This window comes from Arthrobacter sp. 210 2 (genome assembly GCF_059093025.1).
Genome location: NZ_JBNHIE010000003.1, coordinates 284,754 through 299,690 on the forward strand (window position 1 = coordinate 284,754; position 14,937 = coordinate 299,690).

The 14,937-nt window shown below is 64.1% G+C and carries 12 protein-coding genes and 1 pseudogene; 4 read left to right on the top strand and 9 right to left on the bottom strand.

All coding sequences use genetic code 11. The features are described from left to right. Window positions 1–59: 59 nt before the first annotated feature. Together AC5RWA_RS08630 and AC5RWA_RS08635 are read right to left on the bottom strand one after the other, a co-directional pair. Window positions 60–479: a VOC family protein gene (locus tag AC5RWA_RS08630; protein WP_494057263.1), complete on the bottom strand. Its 420-nt coding sequence runs from the start codon at window positions 477–479 to the stop codon at window positions 60–62. Beyond that, entirely contained in the window at window positions 476–856 is a 381-nt protein-coding gene (locus tag AC5RWA_RS08635) for a helix-turn-helix transcriptional regulator (protein WP_494057408.1), read from the bottom strand. The genes AC5RWA_RS08630 and AC5RWA_RS08635 overlap by 4 nt, the downstream gene beginning before the upstream one ends. Before the next feature lie 197 nt (window positions 857–1,053). On the opposite strand from AC5RWA_RS08635, the gene AC5RWA_RS08640 reads away from it, so the two are divergent. Together AC5RWA_RS08640 and AC5RWA_RS08645 are read left to right on the top strand one after the other, a co-directional pair. After that, window positions 1,054–1,632: a hemerythrin domain-containing protein gene (locus AC5RWA_RS08640; protein ID WP_494057264.1), complete on the top strand. Its 579-nt coding sequence runs from the start codon at window positions 1,054–1,056 to the stop codon at window positions 1,630–1,632. Between the two features lie 9 nt (window positions 1,633–1,641). Next, on the top strand, window positions 1,642–1,920 hold the full coding sequence (locus AC5RWA_RS08645) for a YciI family protein (RefSeq protein WP_115524911.1): 279 nt from the start codon (window positions 1,642–1,644) through the stop codon (window positions 1,918–1,920). Window positions 1,921–2,162: 242 nt separating this feature from the next. On the opposite strand, the gene AC5RWA_RS08650 is transcribed toward AC5RWA_RS08645, so the two are convergent. From AC5RWA_RS08650 to opgC, 3 genes are all read right to left on the bottom strand, one after another. Next, on the bottom strand, window positions 2,163–2,687 hold the full coding sequence (locus AC5RWA_RS08650) for a hypothetical protein (protein WP_494057265.1): 525 nt from the start codon (window positions 2,685–2,687) through the stop codon (window positions 2,163–2,165). A gap of 411 nt (window positions 2,688–3,098) precedes the next feature. Then, entirely contained in the window at window positions 3,099–4,313 is a 1,215-nt protein-coding gene (locus tag AC5RWA_RS08655; protein ID WP_494057266.1) for a PP2C family protein-serine/threonine phosphatase, read from the bottom strand. A 138-nt stretch (window positions 4,314–4,451) separates the two neighbouring features. Further along, window positions 4,452–6,929, bottom strand: coding sequence for an OpgC domain-containing protein (gene opgC / locus AC5RWA_RS08660; RefSeq protein ID WP_494057267.1), 2,478 nt, complete (start codon window positions 6,927–6,929; stop codon window positions 4,452–4,454). 183 nt (window positions 6,930–7,112) lie between these two features. Here opgC and AC5RWA_RS08665 point away from each other — a divergent pair, with 183 nt between their 5' ends. Continuing rightward, window positions 7,113–9,068, top strand: coding sequence for a glycosyltransferase (locus AC5RWA_RS08665; protein ID WP_494057268.1), 1,956 nt, complete (start codon window positions 7,113–7,115; stop codon window positions 9,066–9,068). A 46-nt stretch (window positions 9,069–9,114) separates the two neighbouring features. On the opposite strand, the pseudogene galU reads toward AC5RWA_RS08665, so the two are convergent. From galU to AC5RWA_RS08685, 4 genes and pseudogenes are all read right to left on the bottom strand, one after another. Continuing rightward, window positions 9,115–10,030 (bottom strand): annotated as a pseudogene (galU, locus tag AC5RWA_RS08670) (UTP--glucose-1-phosphate uridylyltransferase GalU). 218 nt (window positions 10,031–10,248) lie between these two features. Next, the gene (locus tag AC5RWA_RS08675) at window positions 10,249–10,737 is read right to left on the bottom strand and encodes an ATP-binding protein (protein WP_494057269.1); all 489 of its coding nucleotides are present in this window, start codon (window positions 10,735–10,737) and stop codon (window positions 10,249–10,251) included. Beyond that, window positions 10,730–11,062 carry an STAS domain-containing protein gene (locus AC5RWA_RS08680; protein WP_494057270.1) on the bottom strand — a complete coding sequence of 111 codons (333 nt, stop codon included), beginning with the start codon at window positions 11,060–11,062 and terminating at the stop codon, window positions 10,730–10,732. Before AC5RWA_RS08680 ends, AC5RWA_RS08675 begins: the two co-directional genes overlap by 8 nt. A gap of 175 nt (window positions 11,063–11,237) precedes the next feature. Then, a complete protein-coding gene (locus tag AC5RWA_RS08685) occupies window positions 11,238–12,230 on the bottom strand; it encodes a glycoside hydrolase family 26 protein (RefSeq protein ID WP_494057271.1) in 993 nt (330 codons plus the stop codon). A gap of 612 nt (window positions 12,231–12,842) precedes the next feature. On the opposite strand from AC5RWA_RS08685, the gene AC5RWA_RS08690 reads away from it, so the two are divergent. Then, window positions 12,843–13,430: an NUDIX hydrolase gene (locus tag AC5RWA_RS08690; protein ID WP_494057409.1), complete on the top strand. Its 588-nt coding sequence runs from the start codon at window positions 12,843–12,845 to the stop codon at window positions 13,428–13,430. Window positions 13,431–14,937 lie beyond the last annotated feature (1,507 nt).

The following is a 14,937-nucleotide window of genomic DNA, read 5'->3' on the forward strand; positions in this document are numbered from 1 at the left end:
CGTGCGGCGCGAAGGGGAGGCTGCGCTCGCAGCCTCCTTCGGCGTCGCTGGTTATCAGCCTACGGCTGCTGGTTGATGCGGACGGTGTTGCCGGCAGGGTCCCGGAAGGCGCAGTCGCGGATTCCGTAGGGCTGGTCGATGGGTTCCTGGACGACGTCGGCCCCGCTCGCCTCAACCTGGGCGAAGGCGGCGTCGACGTTGGGGGAGGAGAGGACCACCGTTGCGTAGGTGCCCTTGGCCATCATTTCGGCGATGGTGCGGCGTTCTTCATCGGTGACGCCGGGGTCCGCGGCGGGCGGGTACAGGACGATGGAGACGTCCTTCTGGCCGGCCGGGCCTACGGTGATCCAACGCATGGTGCCGCGGCCCACGTCGTTGCGGACTTCGAAGCCGAGGGCGTCGCGGTAGAACGCCATGGAGGCGTCCGGATCGGTGTGCGGAAGGAAGCTTGAGCTGATGGTGATGTCCATGGCAGTCATGCTAGTTGCGGCTCCGCGGCGGGTGCTTCTCGATTCCTGACCGGTCTTGAAACCTGCTTTTCGACGCACGCGGGGATTCCCGCCGTCTGGCGTTCCGCCTCCTGTTTATAGGCGCTGGGCGGCATGCCCACCAGTTCGCTGAAGCGGGTGCTGAAGGTTCCCAGCGAGGAACAGCCGACGGCGAAGCACACCTCCGTGACGGAAAGGTCGCCTTTGCGGAGCAGTGCCATGGCCCGCTCGATCCGCCGGGTCATGAGGTAGCTGTAGGGCGATTCGCCGTAGGCGAGCTTGAAGCGGCGGCTGAAGTGGCCCGCGGACATGTGGATGTCCTTGGCGAGGGATTCGACGTCCAGGGGCTGCGCGTACTCCCGGTCCATCCTGTCCTTGACGCGGCGGAGCTGGGTCAGTTCGCGCAGGTAGGGGTCTGTGGGGGTCACACCTCAGATCGTGCTACCTGGCCGGGAAGATGTCCAGATGCAGGGCACTGTTGGCCTCTTTATCCCGCTGTTTGCGCGTGGTAATTTGACCGTCTCACCCCGCTTATAAGGAAGCGATCCAAGGAGGAGGCCAAGTCATGAGTGATACCCATTCTGCCGGTGCGAACGTGGACGTCGTGGACATCCTGACCGCTGATCACCGGGAAATGATCGGACTGATCGCGCAGATCCACGCCGCGCCCGATGGAAGCCAGCGCCGGGATCTGGCGGACACCCTGATCGCGGAGGTGATGCGTCACGCCGTGGCGGAGGAGATGTTCGTGTACCCCGCCATCGAGGACCACGTGCCCAACGGTAAAGAGGAAGTGGAGCACGACAAGAAAGAGCACGACGACATCGTCAAGCTGATGAAGCAGCTGGAGAAAGCCGAGCCTTCGGATTCCTCTTTTATGGACCTGGTGCGTGAGCTCGAGGGACAGCTGACGCATCACGCGGGTGACGAGGAGTCCGAACAGTTCCCGAAGCTGCGCCAGCACATTCCCCGGGAGAAGCTCGTGGAGATGGGCGAGAAGGTGGAGAAGGCGAAAAAGCTGGCGCCCACCCGGCCGCACCCCAGCGCGCCGCATTCGGAGCTTTTCCACAAGACGGTGGGAGCGGGTGTGGGCATGGTGGACCGGCTGCTGGACAAGCTCACCGGCCGGAAGACAGGCTCCTAGGACCGGCGGATGGAGTGCGTTGTCCTGTACAGCCTGGCCGAGGGCATTGACCGCTCGCGCGTTTTCGAGACGTACCCGCGCCATCAGGCCTACTTCGAAGCGTTCCATGCCGACGGCGGCGGGCTGATCGCACTGGGCCCGTTCCAGGCGGACGATCCGGCCGGCGCCTCGATGGGGATCTTTTCTTCGCGGGCGGAAGCGGAGCGGTTTATTGGCGGGGATCCGTTTGTGGTGGAGGGCCTGGCCCAGCCGCGGGTGCTGGAGTGGGACGCTGTGCGGTTCGACTAAGGGTTGTTGCTCCGTGGCTTTGTCAGGGTGAGGGCTATGACCTTCCCGCGGGTTTGTCGGGAAATGGTGGTTTCGGCCCTATTCTGACGGGTTTTTGGTGGTTCCCTGACGTCAGGTTGGGGTGTACCCATTTTCAGCCCTGGTCTCTGTAAGTGAGGACAAGAAAGCCCACCGATGGGGGATCGGTGGGCTTTCCGCGTCCGACGCTACAGGCTGCGGGTTTAGTCATCGAGTGGAGCATCCTATAATTCCGGCAAGGGGTTTTGAGGCGTGATCCGCAGGCCATGTGGGTCTTTGGCGTGTACTTGCTGGGCCCGCTTCATTGCCAGCGTGGATTGTTGGGCGAGCTGTTGTTCGCCGGCGACGCGGTAGAGGTCGGCTGCCCATTGGAACTCCGCGGCCGCATCGCGGTAGCGGGCTTCGTCGAAGAGCCGGCGGCCAATGTGGTGCCGCACGTAGGCTTCTCCCACGCGGGTGGAGGCGAGTTGGAGTGCTTCTTCGTGCAGTTGAGCAGCTTCATGCCAGCGGTACTGGTGTTGAAAGGCCTGGGCGAGTATCAGCAACAATTCCGCCCTGTCAGGGGCACCGTTCAGGAGGTCGAAGCCTTCCTGCAGGGCCTCGTCCTCGCGGTTGAGCAGCGTCAGAAACCGGATACGGTCTACTGGAGGGCAGCCGCTGGCGAGGGCATTCTCGAGCGCCTTCGGGTCGACTGCCACATCGCGGAGCGTGGCAGGGTCAGTGCGCCAAAAGACTGAAGCATCGTTCACCAATTCTTGCCTTCCGTAGAACCTGCTGACGGAAAACCAGCCGCTATCAAATCACCCACGGCAGCCTATAACGTCCTCATGCCCACTGGCCACGAAGGGCCGGGTAACAAGAGCGGGCAGCACGGCGCGTTGACTCCACGAGCGGCTGGTGGTGCTGGCCCTTGGGATGTACTTGCTTCTTTCGGACATCGGTTGCCGTTGGGGGAGTGTGCAACAGCGGCGTTCCGGTTCCACGGAAGGATATTTACGGCTCTGCCCCGCTCCCATGCCTCAGTAAAACGGGGCCGTTTCCGGTCTCAGCACGACCGAAGTCAGCCCTGGTTCAGCCGCTAAGAGAAACGGCGTCATTCGAGGACAGACATCGCTAGGGGCGATCACAGCCGTCCGCGGCTTGCTTAAACAAGGGTGTGCCTAAGCCAATCGTCGGATCGCGAGTAGTGTGAGGTCGTCGGTGGGGTGCAGCGGGGCGTTGATAAGTGCTTTCATGGACGACTTTGCGTCTAAGCCTTGGGTTGTTAGATTCCTCAGTTCGGCCTGAAGCTGCTGGATGTCATCGTTGGCGAGTTCAAGGATGCCGTCGCTGGGGATGATGAGCCAGTCACCTGGCTTGAGGACGAATGTTTCTGTAGTCCAGTGGTAGTCAGGCATGATGCCAAGAGGCGGCCCGCTGGCGCCCAGTTGAGTGATTTTGTCGTCGGCTGTGATGTGGTGGGCGATGCCGTGTCCGGCATCGGAGTAGCGGACTGAACCTGTTTCGAAGTCAAGGTTGGCATGGAAAGCGGTGACGAACACGTCATCGAGTGCCAGGTCGGTGTCCAGCTGGTCGGAAAGCGCGGTAAGGGAGCGTCCTGGTTCGGAAAGGTTGTTTGCCCGCAGCCGGGACTGGACGGCGGCGGCCAGGATTGCGGGCCCTGCTCCTTTTCCCATCACATCGGCCAGGGTGAAGGTCAGCGTTTGGTCGTTGAGCTGCCAGTCGTAGAAGTCTCCGGAGACGTCGCCGGCGGGCCGGGAGAAGGCCTGGACTTCATATCCGTCCACCTCGGGCGGGGCAGCGGGCAGCAGGGCCCGTTGTATTTTGGCGGCGTTTTTCATTTCGACGGTGACATTGATTTCGCGTTGGACGATTGCCGCGAGGTCACGGAATATCTGCTCCTGCTCCACGGAAAAGCTTCGTGGCTGCTGATCGATAAGGCATAGGGTCCCGATGTTCCAGCCTCCTGGCCCCTGTAACGGCTGTCCCGCGTAGAAGCGGATGTTCGGTTGGCCCAGAACGAGCGGGTTGGTGCTGAAGCGCTCGTCTTCGCGGGCGTCTTCAACGACCATGGTGTTTGGGGTCTTGATGGTGTGGGTGCAAAAAGCGTCTGCCCTAGGAATAACTTGTTCAAGGCTCCCGGCCAGCGACTTCAGGAACTGACGGTCGTCAGCGACGAGGGCCACTGTTGCGGTGCTGACCCCGAAGAGCTGTTGGGCCAGTCGCGTGATCCGGTCGAACCGTTCTTCCGAGGGGCTGTTGAGAAGCTCGGTGGATGCCAGCGACGCCAACCGTTGCTGCTCGTCCTCTCCAGAAATCGTCTCGGTTATCTGCTCAATCATCTGTCCGCCTCCTTGTGCCGGCTGCCCGGGCACTGTTGTCACGCCATCCTAAATCCATGGCTAACTGCCAAGAGGCAGCCGGTGTTGTTGCTGTGGCACTTCATTACTGCTGGTTCAGAGTTCTAACGAACGTAAGAGAAGAAGATGTTTGGCCCCGCCGGTTCTGTCATTTCAGCGGGGGATGATCTGGAACAGGAACCGGGTCCTGACCATGGTCCAGAGCAGGGCGAGGATCACTATGTACGCGGCGGTGTTGATCCAGATGTCCCCTTGCCGCAGTGCCGGGACGTTGGCGGCGGCGAGGATCAGGAATACGTGGAGGATGAAGACGTAGAGGGCTGCCTGGCCCAGGGGGATGAGGAACCAGCCCAGTGCCCGTGCCAGGGGTTTCCAGTAGGCGCTGAGCAGGGCGTACCCGGTGATAATGACCAGCAGCACGTTCAGCAGTCGGCCCGGGCCGAGGTAGGTGCGCCCGAAGAAGCCGTCGTAGACGGTGCGGAAGGTTTGTTCCGGTATCAGGGCCAGCCTGACGTCGTAGGCGTTGGAGAAGTAGGTGCTGGTCCAGGAGAACAAGGCCAGGGCGGTCGCCAGGAGGATGCACGCCCAGAGCAGCGCTCTTTGGCGCGGGCGGGAGAACCAGGTCACTATCTGGCGGCGGTAGTAGCCTGCCACCATTCCCAGGACGAACAGCACCTGCCAGACCAGCAGGGGGAAAGAATCCTCAAACTGTGAGGGCAGCAGCCGAAACCGGGTTGTGGTGCCCACTGCATAGAGTCCCAGGCTGATGGTGAGGACCAGCCATGCCCGTCCACGGCTGAGCACCACAAGCACCGGTGGGCTGATGGCCAGCAGGATCACGTACAGGCCCATGACGTTGAATTGCCAGGGTCCGAGCTGAAGCAGCAACAGTGACGGGATGAGGTAGTCAGGGACGGGGAACTGGAACAGTGACTCCATGCCGGCGTACAGGTCGTAGGTGGAACCGACACCCCCTGCGCCGGTTGCGCCCGTGCCCTGATCGGTGAAGGTGGTAACGGCGGTGGCGTTGAGGAACGGCAGGCGGCTCAGTGCGTAGATGAGCAGCACCACCACCAGCGCAGTGACGTAAAGTTTCCAGGCCCGCTTGCTGGTGCGGTCCACAACGTCGCCGAGGTTGTCTTTGATCCGGGGCCCGTACACCATGCCCAGGACGGCTCCGGAGAGGAGCACGAACAGTTCGGCCCCGGAGACCACACCAATGGTTTCTTGGGTCAGCAGCTGGAAGAACGAGGTGAGCCCTACATGGTTCACGACGACGAAGATGATGGCTGCCCCGCGCAGCATATCGATCCTGGCATCGCGGGAGGAATTGCCCGGGTAAGCCCACCGGCGCACCGGGCTCCACAGGGGCAGCAGGCACAATGCGAGGGCCGTTGTCATGCCGGCAGCAGCTGCCGTCCATGCGGCGGTTCCGTCAAGGACGGCGCCGGTGGCAGCCGGCGCGGCCCCGTCCAAGGGTGTCTGCTCGAACACCGGTCCGGTGACCATGCCGGTGTCCTTGATGCGTTGGGCGAAAGCGGCGGCAAGGTCCGGCCTGTGCGTCGAGCGCCAGTCCACTCCGGCAGTTCCCTGCTGGCGTGGCTCGGCCGTTTCGTTCCAGACCACGGCTTTGATCCGGTCATATCCGTTGGCGGGTGCGGCCATCACTTGGTCCCACCAGGACCTCTTGATGTCCGTCTCCGAGGGCCCGCCGTTGGTGCCGGGGCTGTAGAAAGCTGCTGTCTCCACCATCAAAGGTTTGTCCCGGGCAGAAGCGTAGGCGCCGTAGAAGTCCTCCGCGGCAGGCCCGTCCCGGGACGTGGGGCCGAGCAGTGCCTCGAATTGTCCGGGTGCCGGTACGGTGTTGGGCTCCAGCGTCCCATCAGTTTTGTCGTGATACGCGGACAGGCCCATCCAGTCGACGACGTCGTCGCCGGGATAGTAGGGAGCGTACGCGTCGTCATCGAAGTTCCACTCCCCGTTCCCGTCGGTATCCAGTGCCCCAAGCGGTCCACCCGAGGGTGACGTTGCGGACGGGTCCCGGAAGGGATAATCCTCAGCCGCGGTAGGGGACCACACCATCAAGGGGTCTCCCAGCTCCTCATCCATGGCCGCCCCAAGGACGCGGAACGCCTCCCGGTAGGCCTCGGGCTGCTGCCCCCACGGCACCCAGGGAGCATTCATCTGCGGGGCGAAGCGGATGAACGCCGTGCCCTTGTAGCCCTGTGCCGCGTCAGCGACCTGCGCGGCGAACGCCGACGCCAGGGGATCGTCGACATCGGCCAGGGGGACGTCGGGCCGGACCGTGAGCAGTGCCTGGGCTCCCTGGGCTGCCACCTGGCCAAAGTATGAGCGCAGGAAGCCTTGTTCCTGCTCACTCATCGGCAGTTGCACCGGCCGGCCGTACAGCGCAGCGGCCGTCCCAAGCCGCTCTTCGTATGCGGCGGGGGAGTCCGTGGACCAGTCCAGCAGCGCACCCAGGTAAGGCCCACCGGTCGGCGGGGGAGTGGGGGACGGGCTGGCAGCCCAGGCGGGGACTGCGCTGAGCAGAAGCAGCGCCGTGAACAGCGGAAGGAGAAGGAGTGCAGTGAGCATCGGCAAGGGCGGGAGCCGCCGCGGGTTGGATGTCATGTTCTCCCTCAGGATCGCTCGTGGGTAGGTACTATCCTGCCCTTACCCGTTGCCCCTGCCTACAAATCCGCAGATTGGACTACTAGGCTGGTGGCCCTACCGCCCCGGTCCACGGCGCGGTATAACGACGCGCGGGGGTGCGTACGGGAATTAGTAGCCCGGTCATGAAAAGGGAGGGACAGCATGCACCGTTTCGTGCTTCGCCTGCTGGTGGTGCTCACGGTAATCCTTGGGGTCAACTACGTGGCCTGGCGGTGGCTGGAGTCGCTGAACTGGTCTGCTTGGTGGATCGCTGTGCCGCTGGTGCTGGCCGAGACGTACAGTCTCATCGATGTGTGCCTGTTCGGGCTGACGATGTGGAGGCTGAGGGAGAGGACACCTCCGGAAGCTCCGCCGGGACTGACGGTGGACGTTTTCATTACCACCTACAACGAGCCGATCGAGATGGTGATGGAAACCGCGCTGGCGGCACAAAAGATCCGCTACCCCCACAAGACCTGGATCTTGGATGACGGGGCGCGGCCGGAGATGCGGGAAGCGGCAGAGGAGCACGGCATCGGGTATCTGACCCGCAGCGCCGACTGGACTTCCAGCCTGCCCCGGCACGCGAAGGCAGGGAACCTCAACAACGCCCTGATGATGACCCAGGGCGAATTCATGATGATCCTTGACGCCGACCAGATCCCGAAGCCGGAGATCCTCGACAGGACGTTGGGCTACTTCAACAACCGCAAGGTCGCCCTGGTCCAAACCCCGCAATGGTTCATCAATGTCCCCGAAGATGATCCACTGGGCAGTCAGGCGCCGCTGTTCTACGGGCCCCTGCAGCAGGGTAAAGACGGGTGGAACGCTGCGTTCTTCTGCGGCTCGAACGCCCTGCTGCGCCGGGAGGCACTCATGCAGCTGGGCCTGGCCGGCTACGTCGCCGAGGTTGAACGGAACATCCGTGCCGCCCTGAAAGGGTCCCGAAAAGCGCTCCGCCACGCACGCAAATCCACCCAGGCAGCGGACCCAACGGTCGCCAGGTTGCTTGATGAAGTGGAGCGGGCGACCACGAAAGCCGCAGATGACCTGAAGGCCGGGCGGTCCTACAGCGAGATCACCTACGAGTTGCGCCGCACCGTGGACGCTGCCGTCGAGGAGCTCGTGGCAGCGGACTTCTCCGCCCTGCAGGCAGACCTCGCCGAAATCCAGGCCATGGACCTGGATGCCGGACAGGGCCAGCTCACACCCGAAGAAGTCGACAGCGCAGTGGCGCAGCTGTCCTCCCGGGAATGGTCACCGCTGGGCGCGCTGGAATCCGTTCAGGCGGTACTGGAAGCCATCTCCGTGGAACGCGGCGACGAAGCACAGCCGCTCATGCCCCTGGCCACCATCTCCGTCACCGAAGACATGGCCACCTCCATGCGCCTGCATGCCCTTGGCTGGAAAAGCGTCTACCACCACGAAATCCTGGCCCTCGGCCTGGCCCCGGAAGACCTCAAAACCATGCTCACCCAGCGGCTGCGCTGGGCCCAGGGCACCATCCAGGTACTCCTGCGCGAAAACCCGCTCGCCAAGCGGGGCATGAACGGAACCCAACGGCTGATGTACTTCGCCACGATGTGGAGCTACCTGTCCGGGTACGCCGCCGTCGTCTACATAGCGGCCCCGATTATCTACCTGGTCCTGGGCATCCTGCCGGTCACCAGCCTCAGCACCGACTTCTTCATCCGGTTCATCCCCTTCATGGTGGCCAACCAGATCCTCTTCGCCTACGCCGGCCGCGGCGCCAAAACCTGGCGGGGCCAGCAGTACTCCCTGGCCCTGTTCCCCACCTGGATCAAAGCCTGCACCACCGCCGCCCGCAACGTATGGTTCGGCCGGCCCCTCGGATTCGCCGTCACACCCAAGGTGAAGGAAGGGAACAGCCGCGACTGGCACCTCATCCGACCCCAACTTATCGCCATGGGACTGCTCGCCGGCGCCGGCCTCATCGGCATGATCCGGCTTGCCATGGGACTGAACGAACCGCTGGGAACACTGGTGAACGTTGCCTGGGTCATCTACGACCTTGTGGTCTTCAGCGTGCTCTTCAAAGCCGTCCGCTACGACGGATACGTCCCGGAAGAGGAAACGGCCATGCCCGCAGAACAATAAAACTCGACCAAAGGCGTGTCCGTGCCCGCACCCCCGGGAGTGCAAGTCACTCCACGGGAAGGGACGCTGCGTAATCCTTGAGCCACACGCGCAGTTCAGGGCCAAGGTCATCGCGCTCGGCGGCCAGGATGACATTGGCCTTGAGATAGCTGAGCTTGTCGCCGGTGTCGTAACGGCGGCCCCTAAACACCACACCATAAACACCGCCGCCGGGACCGCCGTCGCGCTCCGCCAGCGTTTGCAGGGCATCCGTCAGCTGGATTTCCCCGCCCCGGCCCGGAGGTGTGTTCTCGAGGACTCCAAAGACGTCAGAATGCAGCACGTAGCGGCCGATGACGGCCAGGTTGGAGGGGGCTTCTTCCGGCGAGGGTTTTTCCACCAGCCTGTTGACGCGTACGTAGTCCTCCCCGTCCAGTATCGTGATATCAGCGCAGCCGTAAGCACTGATTTGTTCCCGGGGTACTTCCATGAGCGCCACGACGGAACCGCCGGTGCGCTCCTGAACCGCGATCATCGTAGTCAGCAGCTCGTCGCGGGCGTCGATAAGGTCATCGCCCAGCAACACGGCAAAGGGCTCGTCTCCCACGTGTATCTTGGCACGCAGGACAGCGTGGCCCAGGCCCTTGGGATCGGCCTGGCGAAGGTAGTGAATTTCGCCGAGATCGGAGGCGTGCTGGACGTCCTCCAGCAGCTCTATCTTGCCGGACTCCAGGAGCTGATGTTCAAGCGGCCGGCACGCGGTCGAAATGGTCCTCAAGGGCACGTTTTGACCTGCCGGTGATCATCAGGACGTCATCGAGGCCAGCGTCGACCGCTTCTTGCACCACATACTGGATGGCCGGGCGGTCCACAACCGGGAGCATCTCCTTGGGCATCGCCTTGGTGGCCGGAAGGAACCGGGTACCCAGGCCTGCAGCAGGAATGACCGCCTTGCGCACCCTGCCATAGTTGTTTCCACTCATGGCCCCCACTAAACCACGTCAATTCGCAGCGGCAAAGGAACACACCCACTCCCGGGCGGAACCGCCTGAGATGCCCTGCAAAAGCAACTTGGCCCTGGGCGCCTTGAACATCCCCGTGCCGTGAAGGAACGGCGGAGTTTCATCGTTCCGCCCCTCGCCCCTGATCGTATCGGGGCAAGAGTTTATGTCCCATACTGTGCGGTGTGGGAGTAAGTCTCTTACCTCTTATGTTCCTGCTGCCTTAAGTGCTTTCGGCTGGGGCGGAAGCAGGGCCAGGAATCCTCATTGTTAGACGATGTGCGGGACAGGACCCAGGTGTTGTTCCCGTACTGGCGCTCGAACGTGACGGTGGTGACCAGCGCCTCGATCAGCGCCAGGCCCCGACCGGACTCGGCGTCCTCCCCGGGGACCGCCGGTTCCATCGGGCCGAACGGGGGTTTGGCGTGGTACGCGCTGACCCGGGCCTGCAGCAGCGTGGGCTGGACCGTGATGTCCACGCCCAGCTCCACGGGTTCCTCACCGGCCGGCTCTGCGTGCTGGACGATGTTGGACGCGGACTCGATGACCGCCGTGGTGAACGTCATCTGGTCCAAGTCCTCAACGAAAGGGACGTCCAGCCAGAGGCTGTCCATGCCATTGTGGACGGATTCGATGGCATCTGCGGCAGCAGGGCCACGGAAGCTGCGCGAGGCCAGGACATCAGTCATTGCTGAACGCCTCGTCGGTCGAGGAGTATGAGGTAAGGACTTTGTCCATGCTGGTCAGCTGCAGGACCATCTTCACCTGCGGCTGAACGGCCGCGATCCGGAGGTCCCCGCCGGCCTGGCGGGCGGCCTTGAGGCAGCCGATGAGCGCGCCCAGACCGGACGAATCCATGAACGTGGCCTTTTCCAGGTTGACCACAATCCGGTTTGATCCGCGGGCGATAACGTCGGTGACAAACTCGCGCAGCTTGGGGGCGGAGACCATGTTAAGCCGCCCGTCAGCCGTAACCTCCGCGTACGTACCCCGTACCTCATAACTGAATTCCACCAGGACTCCTTTTCCATAACCACAGATTCCGCGGCCGATGCATGCCCTTACAGAGTAGGCGCTAAGAAGAAGGGCCCACGATCACCAGTTGTTGCCACCCAAGCCCGCTCGGATTCTGCGGCGCCGTACAGCCACAAAGGGCTTCAGCGGCAGGGCTCGTGTCCTATGGGAATTGCTATTTGCGGGCGGCCAGTGCCTGCTTGAGGGCCTCAGCCGAGAGGGTGCTGCTGTTGATGCGCCAGTTAGTCTCTTTGTTGAAGTGGAACCACGTCACCGCTGTGACATCACCTTGGGATGCGAGGTAGCTGATCAGGGCGGTGTTCCAGTCAGCTTTGGAACCGCCTTCTTCAGCCGAGGAGGTTTCAGCGATGAGGATCTGCTTGCCCGGGGCGAGGGTGCGGAGTTGGGACAGGCCCTCGCCAAAGAGCTGGGACGGTGTGAGCCAGGTGCTCCAGGAAGCGGAGGTGCCCCAGCTGTAGCCGTCTAACGCGACAGCGTCCACGTACCCGTCCCCCGGGTACAGGCCGGTCAAAGGCGCTGATCCCCAGTAGGGGACGTTGGGGTTCCAGACCCAGGTGATGTTGCTGGCACCAGCAGCGGTGACGAAATCGTGGACGTGCCGCCACGCGGCCGCGTAGTCACCCGCGTTGTTGCCGTTGACCTGTTCGGACCACGGGTACCAGTTGCCGTTCATCTCGTGCCCGAACCGGAGCAGCACCGGATGGCCCCAGCCAGCGAGTTCCTGGCCCCACTGGCGCAGGTAGGGATCAAAGTCCCCGGCGGTGATCCGGTCTAGGGCGAAGGCCGGCTGGTCAGTCCCACCGCCCCAGACCCACGGTTCCCAGGTCAGAAGGGTGAGGGCGCCACGGGCCCGGACGGCTTCCAGTTCCGTCAGCAGTGCAGGCTGGTTGAAGTCCTTATAGGACAGGATGATCGAGGGTGCCTCGCCCGCCAGGGCGGTGACTTCATCCAGTTCAGCCGCGGCCGACGGTCCGCCGGGGGTCCCGATGCCGAAGCGCAGCGCGGCGCTGCTCTGCGTTGTATTGGTGGATCCGGTGGAAGGGGCCGGTTCGGCTGCCGGTTCCTCCTCTGTGACCGAGGGGGAGCTGAAGGTGAGGGTGAACGGTGCCGAAGCGCTGGCGGTGGCCGTGGCGGCGCGGCACCGCAACTGTCGGATCGGCGGTTTCGGGCATCACCAGCTCGACGTTGAATAGCCGGAGGCGCTTGTCCTGAACGGGGCGCTGTTCACCCCGGCGCTGACAGTACCTGAGGTCTTTTTCGGGAACCCCGTCCCGGTTACTGTCACGGACGTCCCTGCCGGTCCAGTGTCCGGGCTAAGGGTGATCGCTGCCGTGGCCGCCTGGGCCGGTGCTGCGCTGAGTGGCAGTGCCCATGTCAGCAGCACGACAAGGCACAGCATGTACCGGAACAATTTCATAAAACCCCCGAAGCTCTTTCCCCCGTGGCGCAACATCTGATGGCCGCGGCAACACAGGGAATGGTTTATGGGGACATACTGATTTCCCCCATCCAATTGTCCGGGCCAGGGGACGTTCCGTCAGCCCTATCAGCGCAGGATCTGCCAATTTTGCCACACCAATGACCCATCGGGCGGGAGGTACGAAGCGAAGGCCGAGAAGGACTTCCTCGAGTCCTACAAGCCCAAGGACTACCCTTCCATCGCTCTGACCGCTGACTTGGTGGTCTTCGCCGTGACCGGGGGAGTGCTGCACACCGCCCTGGTCCGCAGGGGCGGCCACCGTTCAAGGGTTTCCTGGCCCTGCCCGGAGGCTTCGTCGGGCCCCAGGAATCAGCCGAGCAGGCGGCCTACCGGGAGCTTGCCGAGGAGACGGGACTGGATCTCGGGCAGCTGCCGGTGTACGTCGAACAGCTCGCCACGTACAGCGCCCCGGACCGGGCCCCCCGCATGCGGGTTGCCTCCGTCGCCCACCTGGTCTTGCTCGCCACTGACGGCCAGGAACTGCCCGAGATCTCTGCCGGTACGGACGCCGCAGCTGCGGCCTGGCATCCTGTCCACGACATCCTGGCCGGCACCAATGAACTGGCGTTCGATCACGCCACCATCCTCCGCGACGGCCTGGGCCGGCTAGCGGGCAAGATGGAATACACCATGGTGGCCGCCCGGCTGTTGCCCGACGAGTTCACCATGACGCAGCTGCGCACGGTCTACGAGGCGGTCTGGAATGTCCCATTGGCCCCCGGGAATTTCACCCGCAAGATGACACCCCAGCTGGAAGACACCGGTAAGAAGACTCGGGGAGCAGGAATCGGCGCGCCGGCAGCCCTGTTCACGGCCACAGACCGGCCGATCCACCCACCCCTGGCCAAACCCCGGGCTGCAGCGTGACTGCCCTGCTGTGACCGTAACCGTCTGACCTGCAGATATTGAACAGGCGGGGCTCGGCTACGCTATCCCTAGCCGGTCCGTTTCCGGCACGTAGTTGGGGGAACAATGCGCATCAAAACCGGGGCTGGACTGTGCCTCGCCATCCTTGCCGGGCCACTGCTTCTGGCCGCGCCTGCCCACGCCGCTGAGGTGTGCTGGACTGCCGGTAATGGCCAAGTGGTCTGCCATGACGACGGCACCGGCCCCGGGACCGGCGGAGGCAACAACGGAGGAGTCGGCAACGTTGGCGGAGGTGGGGGGACGGCCCCTGGTGCAATTCCTCCTCCACCTCCTGCGCCAGCTCCACCGGTTATCGCGCCTGCTCCACCTCCGGCTTATGTCCCCGCGCCTGCAGCTCCCGCTCCAGCACCGGCGGCTCCGGCCCCTGCCGCCCAGCAGAGCGTTCAGCCTTACGCCCCTGCCGCCCGGCCTCAGGCTCCGGTTGCCGGCCAGGCACCAGTCCCCGCCGCAGCACAAGCCCAGGCTCCGGCCGGAAGGGTTGCCCAGCCAATCCAGGCTGAGAACCCGACAGCGCCTGAGGTCGGCGCCCTGGTAGACGTCGCCACACAGGCAGCCGAAGGCGGGACTGAGACCGCGACGGCAACCCCGTCGGCTACGTCGTCAGCCACATCCTCGGTGAAAGCCACTGAGTCCGCTGCTCCGACCGTCATTCGTGCTGAGAGTGCATCGTCCTCCGGCAGACTGTCTCCAGCAGCCATCATTGGAGTCGTTGTCGGTGGCATCCTGGTCGCGGGTGCCGCGGTGGCTGCCTACATCTTTGTTTTGCGCCCCCGACAGCTCGGCCGTCGGAGCATGGGTGGTTCACGTGCGTAGGCAGGCCCGCGCATCGGTCGTCATGCTCGCGGTCCTCAGCGGACCACTGCTTCCGGCCGCGCCTGCACATGCCGCCCAGGTCTGCTACACAGCGCCCAACGGAGCCACTGACTGCTACGACGATGGCTCCGGTGGCGTGGCTCCTGGCACAGGCAGTGTCGGGGGAGGTGGCGGCAACTACACCCCGCCTGCTGCTCCGGCCGCCCCGCCAGCTGTGGCACCCGCTCCTGCTCCCGTTGTCGTCCCGGCTCCCGCAGCCCCTGCACCCGCGCCTGCCCCAGCCAACGTGCAGCTGAACATTCAGCCGGTCGCTCCTGCTGCCCAGGCCCCGGCCCCGGGTGTCGTGAGGGCACCAGCCCCGGCCAATGCCCCTGCGGCACCTGCAGCGCCCGCCGTCGATCAGCCGCCGGCCGGGCATGTTTTCCCGGATGAGGCGGCCCCGCAACAGGAGCCGCCGGCAGGTGCCGGATCGGAGCCAGCTGCGACCCAGGACCTTACGGAATCTGCTTTCCCGACTGCGAGTGCATCAGGCAGCTCGCTAGCGACGGCCTCAGAGAGTGCTGAGCGGATCGTGATCAAGGCGGACGCCGCATCGGCCACCGCGGAAGCCCCAACGGGGCTCGTCCTGGCGCTC

Bases quoted from the DNA above. Each gene is read 5' to 3' on its own strand.
- opgC (WP_494057267.1), bottom strand. From the start codon at position 6,929: ATGACATCCAACCCGCGGCGGCTCCCGCCCTTGCCGATGCTCACTGCA.
- AC5RWA_RS08635 (WP_494057408.1), bottom strand. From the start codon at position 856: ATGGACCGGGAGTACGCGCAGCCCCTGGACGTCGAATCCCTCGCCAAG.
- AC5RWA_RS08665 (WP_494057268.1), top strand. From the start codon at position 7,113: ATGCACCGTTTCGTGCTTCGCCTGCTGGTGGTGCTCACGGTAATCCTT.
- AC5RWA_RS08640 (WP_494057264.1), top strand. From the start codon at position 1,054: ATGAGTGATACCCATTCTGCCGGTGCGAACGTGGACGTCGTGGACATC.
- AC5RWA_RS08645 (WP_115524911.1), top strand. From the start codon at position 1,642: ATGGAGTGCGTTGTCCTGTACAGCCTGGCCGAGGGCATTGACCGCTCG.
- AC5RWA_RS08630 (WP_494057263.1), bottom strand. From the start codon at position 479: ATGACTGCCATGGACATCACCATCAGCTCAAGCTTCCTTCCGCACACC.
- AC5RWA_RS08675 (WP_494057269.1), bottom strand. From the start codon at position 10,737: ATGACTGATGTCCTGGCCTCGCGCAGCTTCCGTGGCCCTGCTGCCGCA.